We start from the raw sequence: 25,847 nt of genomic DNA on the forward strand, positions 1-25,847 counted from the left end.
CTTAATCCTCCCCAAGCTTAACTGCTTGATGAATTTTAATTCTGGAGAGCATCGTGCCGAGCAGCAGGAGTCCCAGCCCGATCATGACCGTTACGATGATATATAAATGCAGCTGATCTCTCGGATCGAAACTAACTTGAAAAGGCGGAACTTGGCTCGATGAATCAAACGTTAACTGGAATAAAGGAACGAATAATCGACTCCCCGTATTCCCCGTTATTATGCCAATGAGCACGGCTGCACCTGACGTTAAAAGCTGTTCAGCCGCGAGCATTCCGATCAATTGTCGATAAGAAATACCCATCGCACGAAGCACACCAAATTGTAAAATCTGGCCATACAACGAAAGCACCCAATACAGCAGGAATCCTATAAAGCTAATCCCCATCGCAATTAAAAATCCAAGGGTCATGACACCATTCACTGCCAATTGGAACGGATCGTTCTTAGAACGAATCACCATCATATTCGTATCCACTAATTTTGTGATCTTCATATGCTTCTGTTCCAGTGCTTCGTACAAGGCTTGACTGGTCACACCTGGCTTCAGCTTCAGCCACACATCATACGGCTCCACGGCTAAATTATTATGGATAAAAGAAAGATGTCCGATGACGAGCTTTGGTTTATCCGTTTTGTTTGATGTTTTGGACGAACTTGATGAGCTCGATGAAGCCGACAAGATCGGATTCGGATTCCAACTGGGCCAATAATCAATAATGCCATAGATAACTGATGTTGCGCCCTCAACATCATTCCATCCGATCCGAACGACATCACCTACTTTGGCTCCCGTTTCCTCGGCAATGGATCTGGAGATCAACACGGCTTTGGAATCTGTCGCCAACACGTTCAAATAGTCATAGAAATGATGATCCAGTAAGTGATCTCGGAACCAAGCTGTCCGACCGAAATCATCGGTATCGATGCCCATCAGCGTTGTTCTTTTGGTATCTTTACCCAATGCGATATACGCATCATTCTTTTGAAAAACGCGTGCTGCTGCGTCTACACCATCTAATTGTGTGAATGGCATAAACGGCGGCTCGACGAATTGAACGCGTTTCTTAACCCCACCATCGGCTGATGCTTTCGCTGCACCCGCTTCTCCTGGCGGGCCTGTTTGTGGAGGCGGCGCATCATTATCCCATGCCGTTTGCAAAACGATATCCGACCCATTCTTGTAATGGATTTTCTCTTCCACATTCTTATTCATCGTTCTTGCGGCGCTGGCGCTAAAAATGCCCGTTGCCAGTGTCATAATAATAAACAGCATGATGAATTGATATTGAATCGTTGATCTCCCAACTTGCAACAACGTTGCGTATAAAGAAGGTGGCCACCATTTTCGACCGACGATATAGATCAACTGAATCACCCATGGATAGAGTCGAAGCAGGAAAAGACCCATTGCAAATATGAACAAAGCAGGTACAACGAAGAGCAGTGGATCAATCTTCATATCTAAGGAGTCTAGTCCCAAGGCCACCAGATCATCCATTCGTCGCTTAAAGCTTTGCAATAAGTACAACGAAACCGCTAATAAGATGACATCCAGATATATTTTATGAAAAAAAGAAATCCTATTTTTCCTTGCAAGTGTTTGCTTATGTCCTACAATGCTTACTCGTGTTGCAAGTACAGCGGGAATGAGTGTCATCCCAACGGAAGCGATTACGGCAATTAATCCATATTGGTATGCCTCTTTACCCAGCGTAACGTCCATCGCAGCGCGCTGGACAAACGTCAGGAACCCATCCGAAGCACCCAGGATCTTCGTTAATTGGAGCCCTAATAAAGGGCCGATAAGAAGGGCAATTGCGCCAAGTAGAATGCCTTCGATCACATACCCAATCATAATTTGCGCTCGACTTGCTCCTCGGCTTCGCAGCACAGCGATTTCTGTTTTCTGCCGTTCGGTAATCAAATTAGCGACCATGAATAAATAGAACGCAAGTAAAATACTAACAGGTACATTCAATGACCACAGTAGGATGCGTAGCTTTTTCTCTTTTTCGCCATAGGTATTCAAGGTAATTATCGTTGTATTACTTGATATATAGGTTTCTAAATAAGCGCTAAAATAACTTTCAATTCCTAAGTGAGTTGCGATGTAGTTGCCGATCCCCTCAAGCTTCAATTGATGGTAATCTAACGAGTAATCCCAATAGGAAAACATATCCATAAAGTTGGCATGCTGCGTAAAATCTTGCTCAAATAACGCAAACGGTATAAAAAATCTTGAATTAATACTATTGTAGCTATTGGTCCAATACAGATCCTTTTCATCAGCACGATCAATAACACCAACTGGCTTGATTCGAATACTTCTCTGCTCATCGTTATCCACGATGGTCAGTTCATTGCCTAGCACGATTTTCAGCTGGGTCAACACTTCTGGGAACACCCATGCTTCATACACCCCATCCACGGGCTTTGTGGAAGGCATGACGCCGTCAACTAGAAGGATATGCTTCTCTAGATTAGACATCGCCGAAATTTCCCCAGAACGTCTTACTTTCGGGTCTAATTTACTCGGATCACTTGGCGTAAATTCCCACGTTCTGGTGATACGCGTGATGGAAGAAGACAGGATCGGCAAACCAAAATGCTTGGTCTGTTCAGCCATAAAGGCATCTGTTTCCCTTAAAAGGACGTCTCCGTCTTTACTTTTACCTGTTGCGAGTAAGTAGCCGTGGTTTGACACTAAGCCTGGAAATTTCCCCGTATTGGTCTGCTGAACTTCCAAGTCTTTAATCAACATACGTTGCAAAATGGCATGCGTATAAATCGGCATCGAACTCGCAAGGGCAACCGAAATAATTAACCCTATTAATAAACTGAGCTCTAGCCAGCGGTTCTTGACCATTTTGCGGAGAATCATCAGAAATAAAGACATTGCAATCCTCCTAAAAGTTTTGCTAAAGCAAAACTAGCATCGTAAGCATACGCATTAATTATTCAAAATGACCTGTTGACCCTCTTTTAGCCCCGTTCGGATTTCTACTTCTGTCGCTGTGACGAGCCCTTTTTCAACATCGATTTCTTTACGGCTCTCACCATTCAGCACTTGCACATAATCTCGGCCTAAATAAGACCGCAAGCCTGTGCGCGGAATGACAATAACATCTTCTCGTTTCTCCACATTGATCGTCATGTCACCGGATGCCCCAATCTGAGCCCCTTCGGTCCCCTCAGGGATCCCCACAATAATCGTTTTGGCATTACGCTCAGCTTGTGCCTTATTATCTGTAAACGGAGCGCTTGAAGGGGTTTGCAGGACTTTACCTTGAACCGCATTCCCTTTAGAAATAAACTTTACGTCTACATTCATGCCGACTTGAATGCCAGAAAGGGTACTGCTATCGGATGATTCATAAAAAAGCTGCAGCTTTGTAGGGTCAGACACAACAACTAGTGTACTAAAGGCATCCACAATCTTTCCTTCCTGCGCATCCGTCACAAAGGTGATGATCCCGCCAGCCTCTGCTATTATTTTTGTTTTCGCTAATTCAGCTTGAAGCGTTGCTAATTGCAGCTGTGCGGCTTCCACATCTATCGCTTTTAGACGAATTGTTAATTCTTGATCCGGCGAAGCTTGTTTGGCTAACATGTAAGCGATCTGAGCTTTCTCCACGTTAAATTTTTGAAGTGCAATTCTCGTCTCCAAATCACCTTTTTCCAATTCAGCAAGTACATCGCCCTGCTTCACGGTATCGCCTGATTTGACGCGTATTCCTGCTAAGCGGTGACCCGACTCTTTAAAATAATAACTGGTCGTTTTGCTCGACTTAAACGTCGCGACCGCACTAACTTTTCTCGTAATGGTGCCTTTTTTTACTTCATAGAGTTCAAAATTTTCTTTGACTGGCTTAACTAAAGGCGGCTGCAGCGCTTCTTCCTCTTTGGGCAGCAAAGAGCAACCGGCAAGAATGAAGAGGGCGCCTGTTATAAGCACTACCTTTGAAGCAATTGTATTAACCTTCATCGACAATGGAACCATCCTCCAATGCATAGACTTCATCTACAATTTCCATGATCGCCAGATCATGCGTTGTCAAAATTATGGTCATTCCCTCTTGAACCAAATCCTTGAATAATTTGAGAATCTGCAGACCCATTCTGCTATCTAACTCCGCCGTAGGCTCATCTGCCAAAATCAACTTAGGCTTGTGAGCAATCGCTCTAGCTATCGCAACCCGCTGTTGTTCTCCGCCAGAAAGCTCATAAGGACGGTGCTTCATTCTCGCCTTCAAGCCCACAAAGTGCAGCGCCTCTTCGGCTAAAGCTTTATATTGACTGGGAGGTACGCCTGAAATGCGCAAACCGAACTCGACGTTTTCGTAAGCAGACATATAAGGAACTAAGGCAAACGATTGAAAAATTAGCCCGATCTGCTTCCGTCTGAGTTCATTGCGCTTCGATTCGGAGAGCGTGCTGATTTCCATCCCTTCTAGATAAACGGCACCTTCCGTAGGATGATCCAAGGCTCCTATGATGTTGAGCAGCGTTGTTTTACCAGAACCTGACCTTCCACGTAAAGCTACAAGTCTACCTCTCGGTATGGATAGATTAGCTCCTCGCAAGGCATGAACGGCTCCAGATCCTTTTCCAAATACACGTGTTACACCTATCGTTTGAACGATTGGCACCTGAACCTCATGCATAGTCAAAATGAACACCTCATCTTTACACTAATCCTGCATTTTCAATTTACATGTAAACTTCACTATAAATGTAAACCTTTACATGATAAAAAAACAGATCACCTTTGTTCGAAAAGGTGTCTGTTTGTTCGATCTTACTTGGAAGAGCCAAGGAAGACCTAGAAAGAAAACAATCTAGTTCGGCTTCTCGAACTCTTTTGGCGAGCAGCCCACAACGCGTTTGAATGTTTTGGCAAAAGTTTTAGCATCGGGAAAGCCTACGGCATCCGCTACTTCGTATACTTTCATTTCTCCTGTACGCAAAAGGCGCTTCGCTTCTTCCATTCGAATGCGTGTCAACGTTTCACTAAGCGATTCTCCGATTTCTTTACTGTATAAATCGCTTAAATAGCTGCGGCTGAGCCGAACATAGTCCGCCATGTCCGAGGTGCTGATTGGCGAGGCATAGTTCTCCCTCATATAGCTAATAACCTTGCGGATAAATGGGTTATTCGAGCGATGAGGCTGATCATTGCCTAGCGCCGTAGGGTTCTGCATCAGCATGTTCATCGCTTGCTGTAGAAGCTCCGTCACCTGGTCAAAGCTTACGCAGTGACGCATCACTTGGCTATGAACGAACATCTCTTCATAGCGTTCAATCTCTGCGAAGCCGCGTTCGCGTGCGTAGCCTGCGGCGAGCGCAAGCAGTTCTTGAATAAAGGACAACACCTTGTCCTTCTCGTGGCGTTGTTCCCGCAATCTCGCGCACAGGACGTCCGCATGATGCAAATACCCTTCGCTGTTATCGTGTACGATACAGCGGAGGAGATCGCTGCGTATGTCATACGGCAGCGGTAGTTGTACTGCGCTTGCGACCTGTGGCGCAAGCACGATTCGGCGATTCCGGCTCACGCCGTAGAATCGCTCATGCAGCTGCTGTGCGTGGAGCAGCGCAGCGGGCTGCACATCTTGGAGCCGGCGGAGGACGACGCCGGCTCCGATGAACCAGTCCGGCGCATCTGCGAGCCGGACCTGCGCTGCGCGCTCCAGCGCGGCCGCAGCGGCGCTGGGGTCTGTGGCTGCTGCTGGCATGAGCAGCAGCACGCTACCGGCGGCTAGCGGCAGCGCCGCCAGGCAGCCGGTCCAGCGCCAGCCCGCGGCTGCGGCGCTGGAGCCGGTGTAGAGCAGCAGGCTGACTAGGCCGCTGCTCTGTGCAGAGCCGAACAGCTCAGCCTGCAGCTCCGCTTCGCCTACCCCCGATTGCAAATACGCCTGCAATCGGGTTGAAAGCTGCATCTGCAGGGTCGATGCAAGCTCCAGCTCTCGGATCCCTTGTTCTTTTCGCTCATTCCGCTGGACTTCAAGATCTCGCTTCACACCGAGGAGAATGTCGATTAATGACTCGGGCTCCATCGTTGGTTTAAGAATGTAGTCTTTGGCGCCCAGCCTCATGGCTTCTTTCACATACGTGAAGTCATCCATACAGCTCAGAACGACAGCACTGATTGCTCTTGTACTATCTTTTAGTTTGCGTATTAGCGCTAAGCCGTCCATCCGCGGCATAATGAGGTCGGTGATCACAATGTCGATATGTAAAGCTTCTAGCAGCTCACAAGCCTCTACGCCATCCTCTGCATCACCTGCATACGTAAAGCCATGAAGTTCCCAATCTACTAATTGACGTAAACCTTGCCGAATGATAGGTTCATCATCCACAACAAGCACATTCATTCCGTTCACTCCTCGCCTTGATGGATGGGAAGGAACATTCTAATCGTAGTTCCTTCACCAGGCTTACTGCTAATATGCATTTTATACTCTGGCCCATAGATCAGCTTAATTTTCTCGCGGATATGTGAAATCCCCACACCGCTCATGCGTTCCTTCAACATCCGATCTGCCTGCGCTCCGCCTGCTGCATGCATGGCTTTCCAGCCAGAGCTGCCTTCTTCCACCTGCATGCCAACGCCATTATCTTCCACCTGACAAAATAACAGATCCCGATCCAACCAAGTTTTAATCGTAATGATACCTTCATTCTTCGTTGGCCCGATTCCATGTATAATCGCGTTCTCCACTAGCGGCTGTAAGAGCATCCGCGGAACTAAACAACCTAATGTGATCTCATCCGCTTGCATGACGATCTGAATGCGATCTCCATATCGAAATCTTTGAATTTCCATGTAGTCATGGGTTAGTCCGATTTCATCGCGCAGCGTAATAAAATCTCCCTTTTTCCCTAAGCTCGCCTGCAAAAGACGAACTAATGCACTCACAACCTCTGAAATCTGAGGCGTCTTATGGATTTTGGCAACCCATTTTATCGTATTCAACGTGTTGTAGAGGAAATGCGGATTCAACTGATAATGGAGCGCTTCCATTTCAGCTTCTTTCTTCAGGGATTCTTCCCGCTTCACTTGCTTAATAAGATCTTCCAAGCGATTCAACATTTGATTATAGCTTTGACCTACTTGCATCCATTCGCTTGAGCTTTTGAAGGTCCAATACGCCCTCAGATCGCCACGTTCAGCTCGATTCATTAACGCTTTCAAAACATAAAGCGGCTTCGTCACCGATCCGATAAATAGGAACAGCCCGCCAAAGCTAAGTGCAAAAACTAGAGCAATTAGCGCGATAAGCCATGTTTTGAAATGAGGAAATACATCTAGGCTATGCATAGGCACTGGAGCTTCAAAGTAGGACAGCCAAGTGACTGCTCCGTTGACTTCTACTTGCTTCACAGAATAAATCTCCGCGTCAGTCTTAAGTATGCTGTTCATACCCTGCGCTGCTACTTGCAAGTCTCCTGAGTACACCCCATCTCGGTAGAGCACTTGTTTATCAGGGTCCATCAACACATAGGCATGAGGCAAGTTCTTTAAGCTGAACTCCTTCCAGAGCTTATTCATATTCAGCCAAATGGTCACTTTTCCAAGCTCCTGCGTACTAGGACTGTCGATCATCGACTCTGAATACGTAATGAGAATGTCGTTATTTCCATGGGACTTTTCAGCTAATGGTTCAAAACGTTTATTGCTGCTTGCGGCACGAGTAACCATGGTTCCATCCACTTCTCCACTATGCGCACATAGTGTTCGGTTTGATGCGCGAATCGTCAGACATGCCTGCTCGATATATCGGGTTTGAACCGTCATCTCCGTTAACAAATTATTGGCATAATTGCTCAATTCTTTAGCTGTTGGTGAAATTGAATCTTGGAGTTTAGTCAATGAAATGAGTCCATAATCCTCGGCATGCCGGTGCGTCATTTCCGCAACAAAACGTAATTCCTGCTGCAATCCAGAGATAATGTGATCATGCTGTTGATCCACGGCGGTAAGATCCGTTTTCTCCATGCTCGCCGAGAATTGTTGATTCCCAACATACATCACAAGGAATAACGGCAAGGCAATCGCAAGAACTATATATAACAACACACGTAGTTGAAATCGGTTAAAAAGATGTGAAAACAGCGATGGCATACGTCACCTTTCGTTTTGAACAGATTGGTTACCTTATCTTCCATCATAGCATATTGGAAATTTTCCCATCTTTTTTTTTTAATAGAAGGCGCTCGAGGCAAAAAAAAAGAGCCGCATAAGCGACTCTATCTCATCTTCTTCTACAACACCTTAGACAAAAACGATTTCGTACGTTCCTGGGTAGGCTTTTCAAAAATTTGCTCAGGCTTGCCTTCCTCGACAATAACCCCCTGCTCCATGAACATGACTCGATCGCCAACTTCACGTGCGAAGCCCATTTCATGGGTAACGACAACCATCGTCATGCCTTCTTTCGCTAGCTGCTTCATAACGTTAAGCACTTCGCCGACCATTTCAGGGTCAAGCGCTGAGGTCGGCTCGTCGAACAGCATGATCTTCGGCTCCATCGCAAGTGCCCGCGCAATCGCTACGCGTTGCGCCTGACCACCAGATAGGGAGTCCGGGAGTGCGTTAGCTTTATCTGCAAGCCCTACTTTGGCTAGCAGCTCCATTGCTTTTTTCCGTGCTTTATCCTCTGGCCATTTCCGAACTTGGATCGGTGCCAGCATAATATTATCAATAACCTTCATATGCGGGAATAAGTGAAAGCGTTGGAAAACCATACCTAGTTCCATGCGAATTTCATTGATTTTGTTCGTCGGATCCATGAGGTTACGACCTTCAATGGTGATTGTGCCGCCATTGGGCTGTTCCAGCAGGTTCAGACAACGCAAGAACGTTGATTTCCCTGAACCAGAAGGTCCAATCACAACGAGAACCTCTTGATGCTGAATGTCCGCACTAATGTCGCGCAGAACAACGTTATCTCCAAACGCTTTTTTCAAATTTCTTACTTCAATCATGGCTGTCATGGTTATACTCTCCTTTCAATATAGCCGAGAAGCTTGCTAAGAGAGTAAGTAAGAATGAAATAAATAAGTGCAGCTGTTAAATACGGCTCCCACACTTTGAAATACTGACTGCGCATCGCGTTTGACCAGTACATAAGCTCAGGTGCAGCGATAATCGCAAACAAGGAGGAATCCTTGATCAGCACGATAAATTCATTCCCGAACGGCGGAATCATGCGCTTAATCGCTTGCGGTAAAATGACCGATTTCATCGTTTGGAAATGCGTCATACCGAGTGAATGAGCTGCTTCCGTTTGGCCTTTATCAATGGATTGAATACCTGCACGGAAAATCTCTGCCATGTATCCCGCTGAGTTCAAAGATAAGGCAACAACCGATGCGATAATAGGGTTCGTCTCCCCCAAGAATACGGGCACGATTCCAAAGTGCACAAGCAATATTTGAACTAGCAACGGTGTGCCACGGAAAAAGTTAACGTAAATACTCGTTGGCCATCTCAGATAGCCGCGGTGAGACATTTTGCCTAAACCAACTGCCAGCCCTAGAACAGAACCGAAACAGATGGAGAGAATGGAAATACCAATCGTCCAAAGCGTACCTTTCAGCAGCAATGGAACATAATCAAGAATGATATCAAAACGAAAATCCATTCCACACTTCCTTTCTTTCATTATTCTGCTACTTACAGAAGAAAAGCATGCGTTTGGTTACATCACGCATGCTTTTGAACTTTTATTTTTGTTCGAGCAATTTCTTCGTATCTGGCTCTTGACCAAACCATTTTTTGTACACTGTTGCGTACTTGCCGTTCTCAATTACTTTCTTAATTGCTGGATCAAGCTTCGCTTTCAAGTCGCTGCCTTTTGGAAGCAAAATGCCGTAGTATTCGGATTCGAAGTTCTTTGCATCTGCAATTGAAACGAATTTTTTGTTTGGATTATTTTTAACATACTCACGAATAATAGCGATATCCGCAACAACTGCGTCAACACCATTGCTCTCAAGTTCCATCAGTGCAAGTGTGTTATTGTCCATACGTTTCAGGGACTTGTTCTCAGCACCCATGATTTTCGACATAAGCGTATCCGCTGTAGTTGAGATTTGAACAGCTACTTTCTTATCTTTCAAATCTACCGCACTCTTAATCGGGCTGCCTTCTTTAACAAGGATCATGTTTGTTGATTCAAAATAAGGAGCGGAGTAATCATACGTTTGTTTACGCTCATCTGTAATAGATACGCTAGAGATACCTGCTTGATACTCTTTCCCTTGTTGAACACTTGTCAACATTGTATCCCAACCTGTGTTGGTAATACTATAAGAAAGACCTGCTTCTTTCATAACTTCTGCAAGAAAGTCGATATCAAAACCAGCCACTTTGTCTTTATCCATATATTCCATCGGTGCATAAGCTGCATCTGTAGCAAATTTAATTTTTGTGCCACCGCTATCTTTAGAACCACAAGCTGACATTGTCAAAACCAATGCTGCTGCTACGACAGAAATCATTAACTTTTTCATTATTTTTCCCCCGTTCTATGTATTGGACGAATCATATATTAACACTTGGTTAATAAAATAACAACACATTTATGAATAAAAATAGCAAGGAAATTACAGGAAGTGTGAATTTTCTATGTAATTTTATTTTCATGCACAAAATGCTGCAGTCGTATTGTCTTATTGCCTAAAACTCCCATCCAAAGCAAAAACGCTTAAGTCCCAAGACCCAAGCGTTCCCTTTTGCCCAATGTTATTTACATCATTTTTAAAATAGCTTCTCTACCCGTCATCCCGGCAACAATGCCAAGATCTTCCGCCGTATAGGTTACTGATTCAAGCGGTGCTTCCAACAGCTCCTCGATCGTTCGAACCCCTGTTGCTCGCGCCGCTACAATATTCCTGTCACTTAATCGCTCGTTGAGCAGCGCCACGTCTAGAGCGCCACACATAATGTAACCTTTATCTGTCGTCACAACTAACAAGGTCGTTTTCGGCAATTTCACTTCTATCGCGATTGCTGTATGTCCTTCAAGAAGAATGGGTTCTACGCGCATCATGCTCTGCACAGCTCCTCTTCGCAGTCTTACGGTAGTATATGCGCCTGCGGCTAGTACGGTGTGAGGACACTGTAAAGATTATATGTGATTTTCCATTTTACAGCCTCATTAACGCTCTACGTTCAGCTTGAGGTCGGCATACCTTGCAAACGCCGACGACTCTCCCCCGTTCATCAGAGTAAAAGGACAGATTCTTTTCCTTCTTCCGACAAAATGAGCACATTTGCTTGTTCACCTTTGGAGAATCTTTACCTTGAACAGACAATTTAATAATCTTAGCCGTCTCGACCTTGTCTCTCATTTTAAACATCATCTTATACATCAGAAAAAGGATTACGAATAAGATAATCGCCAGCACGATCCATTTCATAGGTCAACCCTCCATTGTGGTATATCTCCACTTTAACTATGTTTAGTGTTCCTCTTAAATTATAATGCTACATTTGGTCAGGATATCATGATATAGTTATGATAAGTGCGATTTCAGTGCAGTAAGGAGGCTATGATGAATCAGCGTAATTCAAACACAGGTCCGAAGAATGGACATTTATTCACCGTAGAGATATTAATTGAAGAAGACACCAATGGCCTAGCAATGGAAAAGCTCCTACATTTGTTAAATGGTGATTCCTCTGTAAAGGATTATCAAATTCTTAAAGGGATTCAGCTTGGTCAACTCATTGAACTGAATACGAAGCAAGGAAATGCAGCTTCCCTACATACAAATAAAAAGCCAACAGTACCTGCTCCCTCGCAGGCTCCAGCAGTAAAATCAACCGATTCAACAACGGCTATGAACATTGTTGAACAGCTAGAGAAATTCAAAGCCAATAACACCTTGATCCGCTTGACCGTCATCAAAGCACAAGGCATTAAGCTGAATCTCCCTTGTCGCATTCTTAATTTTGATACTAGCAGCCAAAATGTTACTGTCTATCATGTCGATGAGAAGAAGGTCTACCTGTTCAAGTTGAATGAGATCGATGACTACGTGACAACAAATTAAACAAAAGGTACCCTCGCTGACCCGCCAGCAAGGGTACCTTTTTTCTATTCACCTGACGCAGCAGCCGTCGCAACAGACAGGCCATTCTTCAACATTTGCTCAAGCTCTATGCGGTCGACAGGAGGACTAAACCAATAGCCCTGTACCTCGTTGCATCGATTTTGGTATAAAAATTTCAATTGATCCTCGGTCTCTACACCTTCCGCAATGACCTTCAGATTCAAATGGTGCGTCATCGCAATAATCGTCGCAACAATCGCCGCGTCATTCGGATCTACCATAATATCTCGAACGAAGGAACGGTCAATTTTCAACTTATCAATCGGAAATTTTTTTAAATAGTAGAGCGAGCTATAGCCCGTTCCGAAATCATCGATGCTCACATGGACACCGAGTTCTTTCAATTCAAGCAGCGATTGTATCGCATGATCGACATCCATCGTCATACTTTCGGTAATTTCCAGTTCCAAATATTGCGGGTCGAGCCCCGTTTGCTCTAACACATGCGAGATCTTCCCTTTCAAATTATGCTGGAAAAACTGTCGCATGGATAAATTGACTGAGATGGGAATAGGCGAATACCCTTCTTGCTGCCATGTCATATTCTGCTTACAAGCCGCACGCAGCACCCATTCCCCAATCGGAACGATCAATCCGCTTTCTTCCGCTAATGGGATAAAATGATTGGGCGCAACCATCCCTTTCTCCGGATGCTTCCACCGAATTAACGCTTCTACACCCACAATTCGTCCTGATTCAATCTCCACCTGTGGTTGATAGTAGAGTACGAATTCTTCATTCACTAAAGCTCTACGAAGCTCATTTTCCAGCCTCAAACGATTAATAGACACAGACTTCATGTCCGTATTGAAAATCTGAAAATCGTTTCTGCCTTTCTCCTTGGCTCTCGCGAGAGCAATATCTGCATATTTCATCAGCAAATCCGCTTCGTCCGTGTCTTCCGAGGATATCGCGACGCCAATGCTGGCTGTTACATGCAGCTCATACTGCTCAAGGAGGAACGGCTTCTCCAAAACACGATTGATTTCCGCAATGACGGTCATCACATCATTCACATCTTCAACATTGGAGTAGAAAAAGGCAAACTCGTCACCTTCCGTACGCGCCAGAAAATCCTCCGCAGTCAGGCAGCGCGTGAAACGCTCCGCCAGCTGAAGCAGGAGCATGTTGCCATAATCATGCCCAAAGCTATCATTGACAAGCTTAAAGCGATCTATATCTAAATAAAACACCGCCGCTTTTTGGCCATCTTCTTTAAAAATTCGAAGTTTTTCATTCAAATGATCTTTAAATAACCGTCGGTTTGGCAGTCCAGTCATATCATCGTAATAAGCCATGTAACGGACCTGCTCATCGCTTCGCTTACGCTCCGTGATATCCTGACAAATCAGTATATTTCCTTTGGCATGACGATGGATATCGACTGGAACAGCCGTCACGTGCAAATCGACACGATACCCACGCTGATGATGCACCGAAGTCTCAAAGGTATAAGGGATGCCGTTACGGCTTTGCTGCAAGTGCCACTCTGTCTGCTTCAGCTGTTCTTCCGTCACAATTCCCGTAAAATTTTGATGCATAAGCTCTGAGACCGGGTACCCCAGTATCGATTCCGCTGCTTGATTCATCCGAATGAATTTACCTTGATCATTAAAGATGCCGATCGCATTGGGATGGTGTTCAAAAAGGGAATCCAACACACTCAGATACGCGTGATCCCGTGGTAGTTCCTTGGGGACAAGTTGTCGCTGCTGGTTCTTACTACCCCGCAATAGATAAAGCAATACAAGTGCACCAAAGAGACAAATCCACGGGGCATACGGCTTTACGAATATGCTAACGAATATGGCTGCGACGACATATACGCTAATATAGAGCCGATTTTTCACGAAATTGGCCTCCTTGTATAGTTATTCTTGTTACGGAAGCATTTTAATAGAGATCCGATCCTGCTCCCAATTGTAGCTCATCCAGCACGCTCACATTGCATTCACATGCTTTCTTCTACAAAGGTTGCGCATTTTCCTGCTAACCTGCCATAAAATACAAAAAAGAGCCAGATTTCTCCGGCTCTTTTCCTAATTCATTTTAAGTGCAGCAATCGCAAGAAGGATCCAGCCAACTAAGAAGCTCAAACCGCCTAGTGGTGTAATAGGTCCGAAGACCTTAAGTCCTGTCAAGCTCAATGCATATAGACTGCCTGAGAACAAAATGATACCGATGAAAATTGCCCAACCAGAGGCATTCACCAGGGAGGTATTGCCCAGCTTGTCCGAAAGCAGCGCGATCAAGATCAAAGCAACCGCGTGAATCATGTGATAATGGACGCCTGTTTGAAATACGTCAATCTTATCGGGAATTTTGGATTTTAAAACGTGGGCACCGAATGCACCTAAAGCAACAGATAGGAAAGCATTTAAGCTTCCAATCAGTAAAAACAATTTCATCATGACACGTTATTTCCTTTCCTTACAAAAATAATTTACTCAACTTCACCAATATCATGTTGACCTACAATCAATCGAACTGGCTCCAAGTAAACACGTGTTACTGTAGGCTGCTCAATCAAATTGACTTCAATATCAACGATTTTATAACGAATCGTCTTGCCTTCACGCTTATCATAGACAACATCGAACTGCCTTAATCCCAATTGATGAATTAGGACAGAGGAACCTATAGCAACCGCATTAGACTCATATACCCCGTGTTCAAAGAGTACCTCAGACAAAATCTCATCATTCATATCGACAATCGTAACATACTGGCAAAATTCGTAACGCATGGAAAATATCCCCCTTAAATTGGATAAGATTAGGTAGAAGTACCCATTCGCCGAATTTTGTCGATATTCCTGCTAATTACATGATACCACACAATGTTTAAACAAAATCCAACAAATAGATGACAATCGGGATTGTAAACATGCTAAATAGTGTTGATGTAAAGACAGCCTGAGAGGAGAACTCCGCCTCATTTTCATATTCAATTGCAAGAAGTACACTGCTCAGTGACGTCGGTACAGCACAGGACAGAATTAACGCTTTCGCTGTTAAGCCTTCAATCCCTAGCATCCAAACAACAAAGAAGCCTAGCACTGGCGCAATTGCCAATCGAAGCATATTGGACAGAAGCACATTCGAGAAGTGAAACTCCCATTTCATCGCGCCTAGCTGTACACCTAAGGTTAGCAATGCCGTCGCCATAAAGGCATTCGCTATGTAATTTAACGGAATATGTATGGAGCTTGGCACCGGCACATCGTAGTATCGCATCAAAAGGGCGATCGGAATCGCATATATAACCGGTAACGAAAGGATCGTTTTCATCGTCGTTTTCCAAGTGGTTTTGTGTGCATTCAAGGTGTAAATCCCGTATGTATTCGGGATGAGCGATTGCATAACCATAATAACCATTTGAATAGCTAACGTGTAAGCATTTCCTCCGAAAACCGTTTGATTCAGCGGCAGCGCATAGTTAGCACTGTTATAAAAAATGACACTATTGCGCATGGCAATCCGCATGCCGCGCTGCAGCTTCTGTATGCGAATGATCGCTTCGATGATCGCAAAAAGCAAGCTGAAGAAAATAACGAAAAATAACAGCACCTGCATCATAATGGATAAACTCATTTCGGATTCATACAGCTTTACAAACACAAGGGCAGGTGAGAATACATAAAAGTTAAGCTTGGAAAGCGTTCGAATATCTAGCTTAAAGGCGCGATACATGGCCACGCCGACCGCAATCATAATACAAATAGGAACAATATTATTGATAAGAATATACATAAAATAATTCATTTCAAAAGCCTCGATTCATCGAGAATCCCCATGATGCGCCTTACATTGAGGCATTCACGCTAGTAATAATTCGTTTCAACTGCGCATTAAAGTTCACAATTTCTTCTGGTGACAATCCACTAGAAGCAAACAATGTCTGTGGAATGCAAAGCGCCTGCTCGTAGAGGGCAAGTCCCTCCTCTGTAATATGAATAAGCACGACGCGCTCATCTTCTTGCGAACGGTTCCGAACGAGCAGCTTCTGCGCCTCCATCCGCTTAAGCATCGGTGTCAGCGTGCCGGAATCCAGGTCGAGCTTCTCGCTCAGCTCCTTAACGGTGCTTTCCTTCTGTTCCCAGAGCACAAGCAGAACGAGATATTGCGGGTAGGTGATGCCCAGCTCTTCCAGCATAGGGCGATACATACGGGTAATCGCTCTGGAGCTCGCGTATAAGCTAAAACAAAGCTGATTCTCCAGCTTCAAAAATTCACTGCTGCTCATAATCGTTTCCTTTCCCTCCGTCATTTCGAGTCATATTGTGAACAATCGATTTGCTTCCAATTTAAACAAAAAGCATCGGACTGTCAATATACAACGAAAAGAGCGCCCCTGCCGTGGGCGCTCTTCTCCGTACAAAAGCTTACTTATTTAATGTTTTGCGCTTTAACATAATCTAACCATTGTTTCTTGTACTCTGCTTGGATTTTATCAAGTCCTGCAACTTTCGCTTTTTCCATAAATGTTTTCAGTCCGCCTTCAACATCGGCAACCAGACCTGCTTGAAGTGGGTACAGATATTGTTTCTCCACTTGCTCTAATGCCGCTCTTTCAGCTTGGTAGCTTGTGTAATCTTCAGCAAAGCCTGTGTATTTATCAGGAGTCGCAATTTTATCAAGATCTGTGAAAATCTTTTTCACGCCATCATAGCCTTTGTCGAACAACATAAACTCTGGATTTCTCCAAGCCCAGCCCTGCATAGCCTCTCTAGGGAAACCATTGCTGTTAGCATCGCCAATCATGGAGTAGTAGCCATTATCGACTGTATAGTTTTTGCCTAAGATACCGTACTCTGTCAATTGATTATAAGTTTTGTCTGTTACCATTTTTTCGTAGAACGCAAGCGCACGTTCAGCGTTTTTACTGCTTTTCGGAATTGCGAAGCCATTGTGAATTGGGTGAACTGGCTCAGCATGACCTTTGATCATTGGAGCTGGATAGTATTCTAGCTTCCAATCTGGGTGCGTAGAAGCAACTTTCAGCTTTTGATCGTTGAAGCGAGTCGGATTATCGCCTAAGTTAGCTGCTGCTTTTCCGCTTGTGATCAGGTCTGTCATCGCATCCTTCGTATTCAGGACGTTCTTCGTAATGTAGCCGGCATCCTGCCATTTCTTCATCGCTTTTAGCTCATTCAAGTGCTCTGGGGAGCCCCAATACACGCCAACCTCTGATGGTGTTTTATAACCAATGTTCAAACCGTATGGAACAGCTCCGATAGGGTCGATTGTCAAGTTTTTGTATTGATCGGACAAGCTGCCTTTGACGTCACTGTTGGCTGCCAGCGGCACCATATCAGGGACATTCTTTTTAATTCCAGCTAGATACGCTTCAAAATTAGCAAGGGAATCCGGCTTAGGCAAGTTGAATTTCTCCCTTAAATCTTCACGCCAGATGAAACCAGTCGTTACATATTCTTTATAAGTGGCGGGAACCGTGTAAATCTTGCCATCAATTTTGACAGCTTCCCACATATCCTTCGGTACGAAGCTATTCAATTTAGGCGCTGCTTTCGGAAGAAGCTCATCGAGCGCTAGGAAGGCGCCTTTTTTGGCATAAGACTGGTATTGTGTCCATTCAGCTGTAAAGATGAGATCCACGGCTTGCCCGGATGATAAGAGAAGCTTATATTTCTGATCCCAATCCGTCCATGTGGTGAAATTGAATTTGACTGTCGCATTCAAATCCTTTAAAGCCAGCTTGTTTATTTCCTCTTCAATAACAGGAAGATCCTTAGGCGCAGGTCCTAGCATATAAAATTGCAATTCTACTTTCTTGGAAATATCCAGACCTGCTGGTTTTGCGGACGCTGCTACAGTTGCTTCAGGCGCTTTCGTTGCTGCTACGGCGGAAGGACTAGGCGAGCTAGTTGATGTTGAACTACTGCACCCTGCAACAACGGAACCGGCAAGAGCTACTGCCATAGACACACTGTACATCTTTTTAGCATTACTTTTCATGTAAATCCTCCCTTTATTCGCGCTTAATTAAAATAAGTCAAACAATCTATGTTAGCTGACGGAATGATTCCGTTACAGTTCTAACCTTTGACAGCACCTATGGTTAAACCTTTTACGAAGAAACGTTGAACGAATGGGTACAGGAATAGAATTGGACCTGTTACGATAATCGCCATAGCTAATTTCGTAGATTCCGTCGGTATTTCCTGACTCATCGTCACACCTGTGCTAATGCCAAGCGAAGAAACGGCTGCCGCTGTGTTGATGATGTTGTACAAGAAGTACTGCAGCTCATACTTGTTCTGATCATTAATAAAGAGCGAGGTCGAAAACCAACTATTCCAATAATGCAAGGCAAGGAATAATCCAACGGTGGCAATCCCAGGCAACGCCAGCGGAAGCACGATTCGATAATAAATCGTAAAATCATTCGCCCCGTCAATTTTTGAACACTCGGTAAGCTCTTCAGGAATTGAAGACTTAATGAAGCTGCGCATTAATATAATAAGAAAGGGAGACATCAGCCCTGGGAAAATAAGTGCAGCGTAAGTATCTGTTAACTGCAGATATTTGGTGATCATGATGTACCAGGGGACTAGCCCCCCGCCGAATAGCGTTGTGAAGTAGATATAGAAGGAAAGCTTATTCCGATATTTAAAATCCTTCCTTTGCAGCACGTAGCCCGCCATCGTCATCATGAACAATCCAAGAACCGTCCCAACCACCGTAACGAAAATGGTAACGCCATAAGCTCTTAGTACTTTTTCAGGATAGGTCAGCACTGCCTTGTAAGCGGTTAAGGAAAAGTCGTTTGGAATGAAGTGATAGCCTTCTCGTATGATGGATTCATTATCTGTTAACGAGCCAGAGATAATGAGCAGAAATGGAAAGATGCAGATCACGGATAAAGCGATAATGATTAAATAAGCAAAAATATTAAATGTAACAGAATCTATTCCTCTGGTTCTCAAATCGATCACTCCTTAGAAAAGTGCATACTCATCATTTGATTTTTTGATTAGATAATTGACCGTCATGATCAGTACGAAGCCGAAGATAGACTGATACAAGCCAGCAGATGTCGCCATCCCAATATCGAACGTCACCTTCAAGGAGCGGAATACATACGTATCTAAGATATCCGTTGCATTGTACAGGATGCCGTTATTACCGATGAGCTGGTAGAAGAGATCAAACTGCCCCTTCATGATGCTTCCTAGTGCAAATAAGAGCAATATAATGAAGGTTGGCTTCAGCATCGGAACCGTTATGTACCAAATTCGCTGAAAAATATTGGCTCCATCGATTTTAGCTGCTTCATAATATTCATCACTTATGCCTGTAATCGTGGCCAGATAGATGACCATCGTGTAACCCACATTTTTCCATACATAAAACATCACCAATAGAACTACCCAAGCAGAGGGCGTGTTATAAATGTCGACAGGGTTCGAACCCCATGATTTCAGTGTTGCGTTAACAAAGCCCGTATCATAATTAAACATGTTGTAAGCGATTGCATTCAGGAGAACAAATGAAATAAAATAAGGTAAGAACATCACGGATTGCGTAATTTTCTTGAAATACTTTCCGGTCATTTCACTTAATAGGATAGCGCAGAAGATCGCTGTAACATTTAAGAACACAATGAATGCCAGATTGTACGCTACCGTATTGCGGGTCAACGTCCACAACACACCAGACTTCCATAAAAATTTAAAATTCTCTAATCCTACAAATGGACTTCCGAATAGCCCCCCATTAAAGTCAAACCTTGTGAATGCGAAGTAGATCCCCACCATCGGTACGTACGAATTAATAAAGAAGAAAATCAATGTTGGCGCTATCATGAGAAACAACAGTTTATTTTTGTTTAACTCATAGAAAAATCCTTTCTTCCGGATCATGCGGTAAACCTCCCTGCGTTAATGTGTCCTGTCTTGCTTGTCGTTTGCCATACTCGAATTATAAGCAGAATGCTTCCCGCTCGGATACTGAATATCTCCTAACATTTATGAACGAACCGGCTTGGGAAGGGCCATTTTACATATGTACAATGTAAACTTTCATGGATAATCTGGCTTTTCTAGTGCTTTTTCACCCCTTAAGACGATCCAATTCCATTGCAAGCTGTATAAAGTTGGGATATACTTTTTCTACCAAAGGGGGAGACAATTGCCATGCTGCTTCGGAATCAAGAGAGCAAATTTATGTATCGCAACATATTTCTGAGTATTGTTTTGTCCATCGTTTTTACACTGCTTGTCTCCTCAACGATCCTCTACGTCAATTTTGATAATATTGCACTCAAACAAGTGTATGAGTCTGACTCCAACTCCTTGCTGCAAACGAGCCAAGAAATTCGAACCATCACGGAAACTGCAACCTCCCTGTCCTTTCAAATATATCGCGATTTCGTCATCAGCAAATTGTTGTTCTACGATAAACCAGATATCTATGATGTCCAAGGCAGCATGTCACAATTGAATCTGTATCGGCTCGCAATGCCGTTTATCGAATCGATCTATGTGTACAACGGAAAATCAGAACTTTTCTATGTCAGCTCGAACAACTTTCAGAGCGGCATCCAGACCAAAGGAACCCTAGGCGATCCGAGCATGGTCAATATCCTCGATCATTTTCAAGATTATATTCCGTTTTTACCGATTCCAAGAACTTTCAAAACAACTGATTCCAGCACACTCCAATCCACATCTGTTGGCATCTATTCTTATTTGTGCTACGACGCCATCAATTTGAACAATTCCCTGAATTCCGCCGTTGTCGTCAACATTTCCGAAACATTCTTCAATAAATCACTTAAAAATGTTTCAAATAATCGGGCGAGCAACGAATTTATTATTAATAAAGAAGGCGTTCTGATCTCCACAGATGGGACGAACCCCGTACTTTCCAATTATGCAGATAAAAGCTATATTCAAAAAATTATTGCTAATGCTTCTGCGCCAGGTTATATGGTCGACAACGTAGATGATACGAAATCTTTAATTTCGTATACGGCCCCTGATTCTCTAGGATGGCGTTACGTTCGCACTACTCCCTATACCATTATCACGGAAGAAATTAGGGCCATGCGGGCCAAAACAATTTATATCTCGCTAAGCATTCTACTTATAGGACTGCTGACTTCGTTCATTATGTCCAAGCGCTTATTCGATCCTATTGATAAAGTCATTCGAAGCCTGAAAATGTTAGAAATTGAAAAGCGCGATAATCTGCAAATTTTACGGCAAAATTTCCTGAGAAATATTATGCTGGGAAGGGATGCCTATCACCCCCAAGCTTTGCAATCGAAATTAACGTATTTCGGCTCCAAAATCACGATTGAGCATCCTTCGTTGCAGCTAATGGTCAAGATAGATAGGTACGAAGAAAACATGCGCACCTATAAGGATCAGCTCACCTTGCTCCGCTATGCGATCATGAACATTTGTACCGAAATCAGCGCCTCCTCCTTCCACGCGGAAGCTATTGATATGGGAGATGATCATATCATCATGCTGCTCTCCGCTAAGGAAGCTGATTACCAACTGCAACTTGAAGCCTTCACAGAGCTGCTCCACAGCATGCAGGCATCGATCTCTTCCTTCATTAAGTTATCTGTGTCCATCACGGTAAGTCCGCTTCAGGACGAGGCCACACAGTGCTTCCAGCTGTATAAGCAGCTGTTAGAAGCCTCCTACCATCGCTTGTTCAGAGGACATGGCTGTATCATTTGGTCAGACGAAATCATTGCCTACCGTACCAAAGAGTACAAGTTTCCATCGCAAAAGGAAAAACAGCTTGTTGATTGCCTCATGACTGGCGATTCCGAAGAAGCCGAAATCATTTATTCCGAAATCGTAAATGAAACATCCCTGTATCCATACACCGTTGTGCATTTGGCCGTTTCCCATCTGACCTTAACCGTCAATAACGTGCTTACCACCATTAACAAAAATAACGCGCTTGCCTTTCCCCTCTATTTGGATGCAGATGTCGCTTCCCTAACCCATGTAGAGACGATTGATGAAATTAATACACAATTCATTGATGTCTTTAAGCAGCTTCAGAAAAAGCTAGACGAGAAACGCAGCTCCAAGCATGTAGAGCTTATTAAGAAGATGAATGACATCATTGATCGGGATTATGCGAATCAAAATCTGTCACTGAACTCCATAGCTGATGAGCTCGCGATGTCTTCCATCTATATAAGTCGTTTATATAAACAGCATACAATGGCTGCCATAACCGATGTCATTCAAGATGTCCGCATGAGTAAATCCAAAGATCTGCTGCTGAACACTTCGCTTTCTGTGGCAGAAATCGCTGAAAAAACAGGCTTCACGAGTGACTCTTATTTCTATCGCTTATTTAAGAAGTACAATGGCATTACGCCGAACGATTTCCGCAAGCAGCTCAAATACGAAAATACGCTCATTCAGAAAGGGATGGAAGAAAGATGACCAACTGGCTCCATGCTCATGAAAACCAATTGAACGTTATTTTTGCAGAAGCAAAAGCAGCTGTTCGCCAATACCCAGCACCATTGGACCAGTTAGGACTTGCCTATTTAGACAAATTTGACGCGACGCAAGAGGGGAGTACCAAGAATTTTATTTGTTATCTTCTTCCGTACTGGATGGAAGACATTTGTGAGCTTTCTACCGAAGAATTCAACAAGCTTTCACTGGCAAATGTTTTCGTTATGCTCTATTACTTTATTCAAGACGATATTATGGACGCAGCCAAAGGAGAGCACGCGAGCAAGCTGCCGCTAGCCAACTTATTTCACGTCCAATTTCTGTCCATATACAGGGAACTCTTTCCATCCAATTCGCCTTTCTGGAGCTATTATGAAACTTACATTTTAGAATGGTCTAAGAGTGTCACCAATGAGCTGAAATCCGATTATTTTCATCATAATAAGATGCAAATTGCCAAGAAAGCCAGCCCTGTCAAGAATGCCAGCACAGGTGCTCTGCTCCTCACTAATCAAGCTCATCTCATACCTGCTGTCACCGAAGCTGTTGAACAGACGCTGGTTACCCTCCAAATGCTGGATGATTGGTCAGACTGGGAAGAAGATCTAGAGGAAGGGGCGTATAATTGCTTATTAGCCTCTATTCGCAAGCATTTACAGCATTCTACAGCAGACGACCTCAAGCATGAAATGGTCAAGAAACAGCTCTATGTCCACGACTATTTGATCACATATGGCGCTATCGCTGACGCCCATCACGAGCATCTGCTAAGCCTCTCTGTTGGCATGGGGCAGCTAGTCGCATTCCATGATTCTCTAGTACACAATATCCATCATGTAGCCCACGAAATTAAAGAACGGAGAGCAGCTTTAGTCTCTGGCGGCTTCTACTATTTTTTGTCTAATTCTGATGGAATTTGATAGATTTATAGAGATTTCCATGGTATACTTAATTTTGTAGGAAAAATTACCCAATTGACTAGGAGTGATGACTAATGTCCACAAATGAAAACGTAAAAGCACAAATTATTCAAAAAGCTTGGGAAGATGAAGCGTTCAAACAACAACTTCTAGCCGATCCTAAAGCAGCGTTGAAACAAGCATTTAACATTACACTTCCTAATGACATCAAAGTCAAAGCTGTTGAAGAAACTTCGACAGAATTCGTACTTGTCATTCCTACAAACCCAGCTAAAATTTTGGTAGCATCCAATGGTCTAGAAGCAGTTTGGTAAAATATAAAAGGTGTTCCGCTTGATTAGCGGAACACCTTCTTTTAGTTTACTGTCACATTTGGAAAACGTAGAATAACTTCTGTCCCCATAAATCTTTGACTTTTAAACTCGATATGACCCTTCATAATCTCGATCAGTCTGAACGTAACCATCAAGCCAAGGCCAGTCCCCTTCGTCTTCGTTGAATAATAAGGCTCACCTAGCTTGGCTAGCTGCATAGGTTCAATTCCCTCGCCATTATCCTTTATATGGATGAATACCTCATCATTTTTTTCATAAGCCCATATATGAATCTGCCCATCGACTTGAAACGCTTCGATACTATTCTTAATAATGTTAATCAGGATTTGCTTGAGCTTCGCAGAATTCCCGAAAATATGTAAATCAGCAGGGACGTCTACCATAATCCGCCCACCATTCATATTGGCCAAAGGCATAATAATGCCTTCAATTTGACTAATTTCCTTGCTAACATTCAATTCCACGACTTCGTCCAGCTGCGGCTTCGCAAACGTCAAGAAATCGGTAATGATGACAGACGCCCGATCAAGCTCTTCGATCGCAATTGTCATATACTCTTTGTTCTTGTCATCTGTTCGCGCTGCTACAAGCTGTAGAAACCCTCTTGTAACTTGTAAAGGATTTCTGACCTCATGAGCAACGGAAGCGGCTAAGGAGCTAATCGTCTCCATTTTTTCTGACAACTGCAGTTGATGATTATAAAATTCAAGCTCCTTGGAATAGTTGGACATCTGCTCTTGATTAATTGCAAAACGCCTGCCTAGAATCACAATGAGCGCGATAATAAATCCAACCACACCGAACTTCCATAGGAAGAATTGATATTTTTGATTATTGGCGTAGTAAAGAATAAGGTCAAACATTCCCATCAATGCGAAAATAGCAAAGCCAGTGGAGAAAATAACCGCCTCTTTATTGCCACGGATTACAAAAACAATGGATAATCCAATAATCAAAATGAATTGAAAAATCATAATTACACTTAGCACAGTCAGTGTGAAAAAAAAGTACACTTCATTGAATTGGTGATGATTAAGTTGATTAAATAAAATTAAGATAATGGAAAAAATCGAATACCCAACCTGAAATTTACGAAATATGCGGATCCATTTAAATTTGCCATTATCGAATATTTTCTCAAAAAAGTATAAGAGTGATGGTAGAAGCACAGCTAAGGAGATATCAAAGATGATCAAGAATAAGTCCCCACAACGTGTAAAATTAGCATAGAGGAAAGGGGAATATGTAAGAAATATCATACCCAGTGTCAGAATGATTAAACTAAGTGATATCCAGCTCGATCGTTGAACCTGCTTAAGATACGCTGAACAGATCAGCATGATGACAGCGATAAATAGAAATGCAAATCCGAGTATGATATTCTGCAGATCTCGGAGAATTAACGTGCGCGTCAGCGTAGCATAGTGATCTAAGCGAATGTCAGAATGTATACCTAGCCGCTCCATGGATGTCTGGAGTTTTAAATAAACCATTTTCCCCCCATCTATTGAACTAATGGGAAATAAGCTTCGTTGCTCATCGTATGGAAAGTCATACTTAATTTCACGTACTAGTCGTGCACCAATATACACCTGCATCTGTTGCGTATAGACACCATCGATATACATGCCATAGTCCTTAGGAAGCTCTGTTGGCAGACTAATTCGAACCCAAGCCGTCGATACCTCTTTCGGTTTATCTGGCATCTCCGCTCCACTTTCAATGGTTCTCCACTCAGCTGAATTTGATGAAGCAATAACATCCTCGAGCTTATCATCAGGCTTCCCCCATAGAAGATCCCATTTTGGAATCGCTTTCATTACTTCTGGCTGCTCCGCATTCGCATAATTGACCATGAAGAATAGGCCAATTATAATAACCAACCATGTTTTCCATCGAAAATGATGAATTTGAAGCATTCGTGGCATGAATTCACCTTCCCCCAGATGACTGTAATTTATTTACATTATTCAATTCGACAAGGTTCGAAGCTTTCCTTCTTAT

At 43.5% G+C, this 25,847-nt stretch carries 23 protein-coding genes; 4 read left to right on the top strand and 19 right to left on the bottom strand.

Annotated elements, in window-relative coordinates:
• Position 1 precedes the first annotated feature (1 nt).
• The 10 genes from AC58UX_RS08675 to AC58UX_RS08720 all read right to left on the bottom strand — a co-directional run bounded on the left by AC58UX_RS08675 (position 2) and on the right by AC58UX_RS08720 (position 11,430).
• Positions 2 to 2,899, bottom strand: coding sequence for an ABC transporter permease (locus AC58UX_RS08675; RefSeq protein WP_497251476.1), 2,898 nt, complete (start codon positions 2,897 to 2,899; stop codon positions 2 to 4).
• 54 nt (positions 2,900 to 2,953) lie between these two features.
• The gene (locus AC58UX_RS08680; protein WP_497251478.1) at positions 2,954 to 3,988 is read right to left on the bottom strand and encodes an efflux RND transporter periplasmic adaptor subunit; all 1,035 of its coding nucleotides are present in this window, start codon (positions 3,986 to 3,988) and stop codon (positions 2,954 to 2,956) included.
• Positions 3,978 to 4,667, bottom strand: coding sequence for an ABC transporter ATP-binding protein (locus AC58UX_RS08685; protein ID WP_497252123.1), 690 nt, complete (start codon positions 4,665 to 4,667; stop codon positions 3,978 to 3,980). The genes AC58UX_RS08680 and AC58UX_RS08685 overlap by 11 nt, the downstream gene beginning before the upstream one ends.
• Before the next feature lie 174 nt (positions 4,668 to 4,841).
• A complete protein-coding gene (locus tag AC58UX_RS08690; protein ID WP_497251480.1) occupies positions 4,842 to 6,377 on the bottom strand; it encodes a response regulator in 1,536 nt (511 codons plus the stop codon).
• 5 nt (positions 6,378 to 6,382) lie between these two features.
• Entirely contained in the window at positions 6,383 to 8,128 is a 1,746-nt protein-coding gene (locus tag AC58UX_RS08695; RefSeq protein WP_497251482.1) for a sensor histidine kinase, read from the bottom strand.
• 140 nt (positions 8,129 to 8,268) lie between these two features.
• Positions 8,269 to 8,991, bottom strand: a complete 723-nt coding sequence (locus tag AC58UX_RS08700) for an amino acid ABC transporter ATP-binding protein (protein ID WP_497252125.1) — start codon at positions 8,989 to 8,991, stop codon at positions 8,269 to 8,271.
• A gap of 11 nt (positions 8,992 to 9,002) precedes the next feature.
• A complete protein-coding gene (locus AC58UX_RS08705) occupies positions 9,003 to 9,650 on the bottom strand; it encodes an amino acid ABC transporter permease (RefSeq protein ID WP_497251484.1) in 648 nt (215 codons plus the stop codon).
• An 82-nt stretch (positions 9,651 to 9,732) separates the two neighbouring features.
• Positions 9,733 to 10,473 (bottom strand): basic amino acid ABC transporter substrate-binding protein, encoded by a 741-nt coding sequence (locus AC58UX_RS08710; RefSeq protein ID WP_497252127.1) that lies wholly within the window; start codon positions 10,471 to 10,473, stop codon positions 9,733 to 9,735.
• Between the two features lie 284 nt (positions 10,474 to 10,757).
• Complete coding sequence (locus tag AC58UX_RS08715) at positions 10,758 to 11,060, bottom strand: YunC family protein (protein ID WP_056624253.1); 303 nt, start codon at positions 11,058 to 11,060, stop codon at positions 10,758 to 10,760.
• Positions 11,061 to 11,157: 97 nt separating this feature from the next.
• A complete protein-coding gene (locus AC58UX_RS08720) occupies positions 11,158 to 11,430 on the bottom strand; it encodes a hypothetical protein (protein ID WP_497251486.1) in 273 nt (90 codons plus the stop codon).
• A gap of 135 nt (positions 11,431 to 11,565) precedes the next feature.
• On the opposite strand from AC58UX_RS08720, the gene AC58UX_RS08725 reads away from it, so the two are divergent.
• Entirely contained in the window at positions 11,566 to 12,066 is a 501-nt protein-coding gene (locus tag AC58UX_RS08725) for a hypothetical protein (RefSeq protein WP_497251488.1), read from the top strand.
• 44 nt (positions 12,067 to 12,110) lie between these two features.
• On the opposite strand, the gene AC58UX_RS08730 is transcribed toward AC58UX_RS08725, so the two are convergent.
• The 8 genes from AC58UX_RS08730 to AC58UX_RS08765 form a co-directional block, all read right to left on the bottom strand.
• Positions 12,111 to 13,976 carry a putative bifunctional diguanylate cyclase/phosphodiesterase gene (locus AC58UX_RS08730; RefSeq protein ID WP_497251490.1) on the bottom strand — a complete coding sequence of 622 codons (1,866 nt, stop codon included), beginning with the start codon at positions 13,974 to 13,976 and terminating at the stop codon, positions 12,111 to 12,113.
• Positions 13,977 to 14,165: 189 nt separating this feature from the next.
• Positions 14,166 to 14,534 carry a DUF423 domain-containing protein gene (locus AC58UX_RS08735; RefSeq protein WP_497252129.1) on the bottom strand — a complete coding sequence of 123 codons (369 nt, stop codon included), beginning with the start codon at positions 14,532 to 14,534 and terminating at the stop codon, positions 14,166 to 14,168.
• A 35-nt stretch (positions 14,535 to 14,569) separates the two neighbouring features.
• Entirely contained in the window at positions 14,570 to 14,872 is a 303-nt protein-coding gene (locus AC58UX_RS08740; RefSeq protein WP_497251492.1) for a hypothetical protein, read from the bottom strand.
• Positions 14,873 to 14,969: 97 nt separating this feature from the next.
• Positions 14,970 to 15,890 (bottom strand): AEC family transporter, encoded by a 921-nt coding sequence (locus tag AC58UX_RS08745; RefSeq protein WP_497251494.1) that lies wholly within the window; start codon positions 15,888 to 15,890, stop codon positions 14,970 to 14,972.
• Between the two features lie 40 nt (positions 15,891 to 15,930).
• Positions 15,931 to 16,395, bottom strand: coding sequence for a MarR family winged helix-turn-helix transcriptional regulator (locus tag AC58UX_RS08750; protein ID WP_497251496.1), 465 nt, complete (start codon positions 16,393 to 16,395; stop codon positions 15,931 to 15,933).
• Positions 16,396 to 16,514: 119 nt separating this feature from the next.
• Positions 16,515 to 18,110 carry an extracellular solute-binding protein gene (locus tag AC58UX_RS08755; RefSeq protein ID WP_497252131.1) on the bottom strand — a complete coding sequence of 532 codons (1,596 nt, stop codon included), beginning with the start codon at positions 18,108 to 18,110 and terminating at the stop codon, positions 16,515 to 16,517.
• 74 nt (positions 18,111 to 18,184) lie between these two features.
• Positions 18,185 to 19,075 (bottom strand): carbohydrate ABC transporter permease, encoded by an 891-nt coding sequence (locus tag AC58UX_RS08760; protein ID WP_497251498.1) that lies wholly within the window; start codon positions 19,073 to 19,075, stop codon positions 18,185 to 18,187.
• A gap of 12 nt (positions 19,076 to 19,087) precedes the next feature.
• Positions 19,088 to 20,011, bottom strand: coding sequence for an ABC transporter permease (locus tag AC58UX_RS08765; protein WP_497251500.1), 924 nt, complete (start codon positions 20,009 to 20,011; stop codon positions 19,088 to 19,090).
• Between the two features lie 273 nt (positions 20,012 to 20,284).
• On the opposite strand from AC58UX_RS08765, the gene AC58UX_RS08770 reads away from it, so the two are divergent.
• The 3 genes from AC58UX_RS08770 to AC58UX_RS08780 all read left to right on the top strand — a co-directional run bounded on the left by AC58UX_RS08770 (position 20,285) and on the right by AC58UX_RS08780 (position 23,822).
• Positions 20,285 to 22,570 carry a helix-turn-helix domain-containing protein gene (locus tag AC58UX_RS08770; protein ID WP_497251502.1) on the top strand — a complete coding sequence of 762 codons (2,286 nt, stop codon included), beginning with the start codon at positions 20,285 to 20,287 and terminating at the stop codon, positions 22,568 to 22,570.
• The gene (locus tag AC58UX_RS08775; RefSeq protein ID WP_497251504.1) at positions 22,567 to 23,508 is read left to right on the top strand and encodes a hypothetical protein; all 942 of its coding nucleotides are present in this window, start codon (positions 22,567 to 22,569) and stop codon (positions 23,506 to 23,508) included. Before AC58UX_RS08770 ends, AC58UX_RS08775 begins: the two co-directional genes overlap by 4 nt.
• Positions 23,509 to 23,582: 74 nt before the next feature.
• Entirely contained in the window at positions 23,583 to 23,822 is a 240-nt protein-coding gene (locus AC58UX_RS08780) for an NHLP leader peptide family RiPP precursor (protein ID WP_497251506.1), read from the top strand.
• A gap of 41 nt (positions 23,823 to 23,863) precedes the next feature.
• Here AC58UX_RS08780 and AC58UX_RS08785 read toward each other — a convergent pair whose 3' ends face one another.
• Positions 23,864 to 25,771, bottom strand: a complete 1,908-nt coding sequence (locus AC58UX_RS08785; RefSeq protein WP_497251508.1) for an ATP-binding protein — start codon at positions 25,769 to 25,771, stop codon at positions 23,864 to 23,866.
• Between the last annotated feature and the right edge of the window lie 76 nt (positions 25,772 to 25,847).

The sequence above is a fragment of the Paenibacillus sp. J22P90 genome (assembly GCF_059692195.1).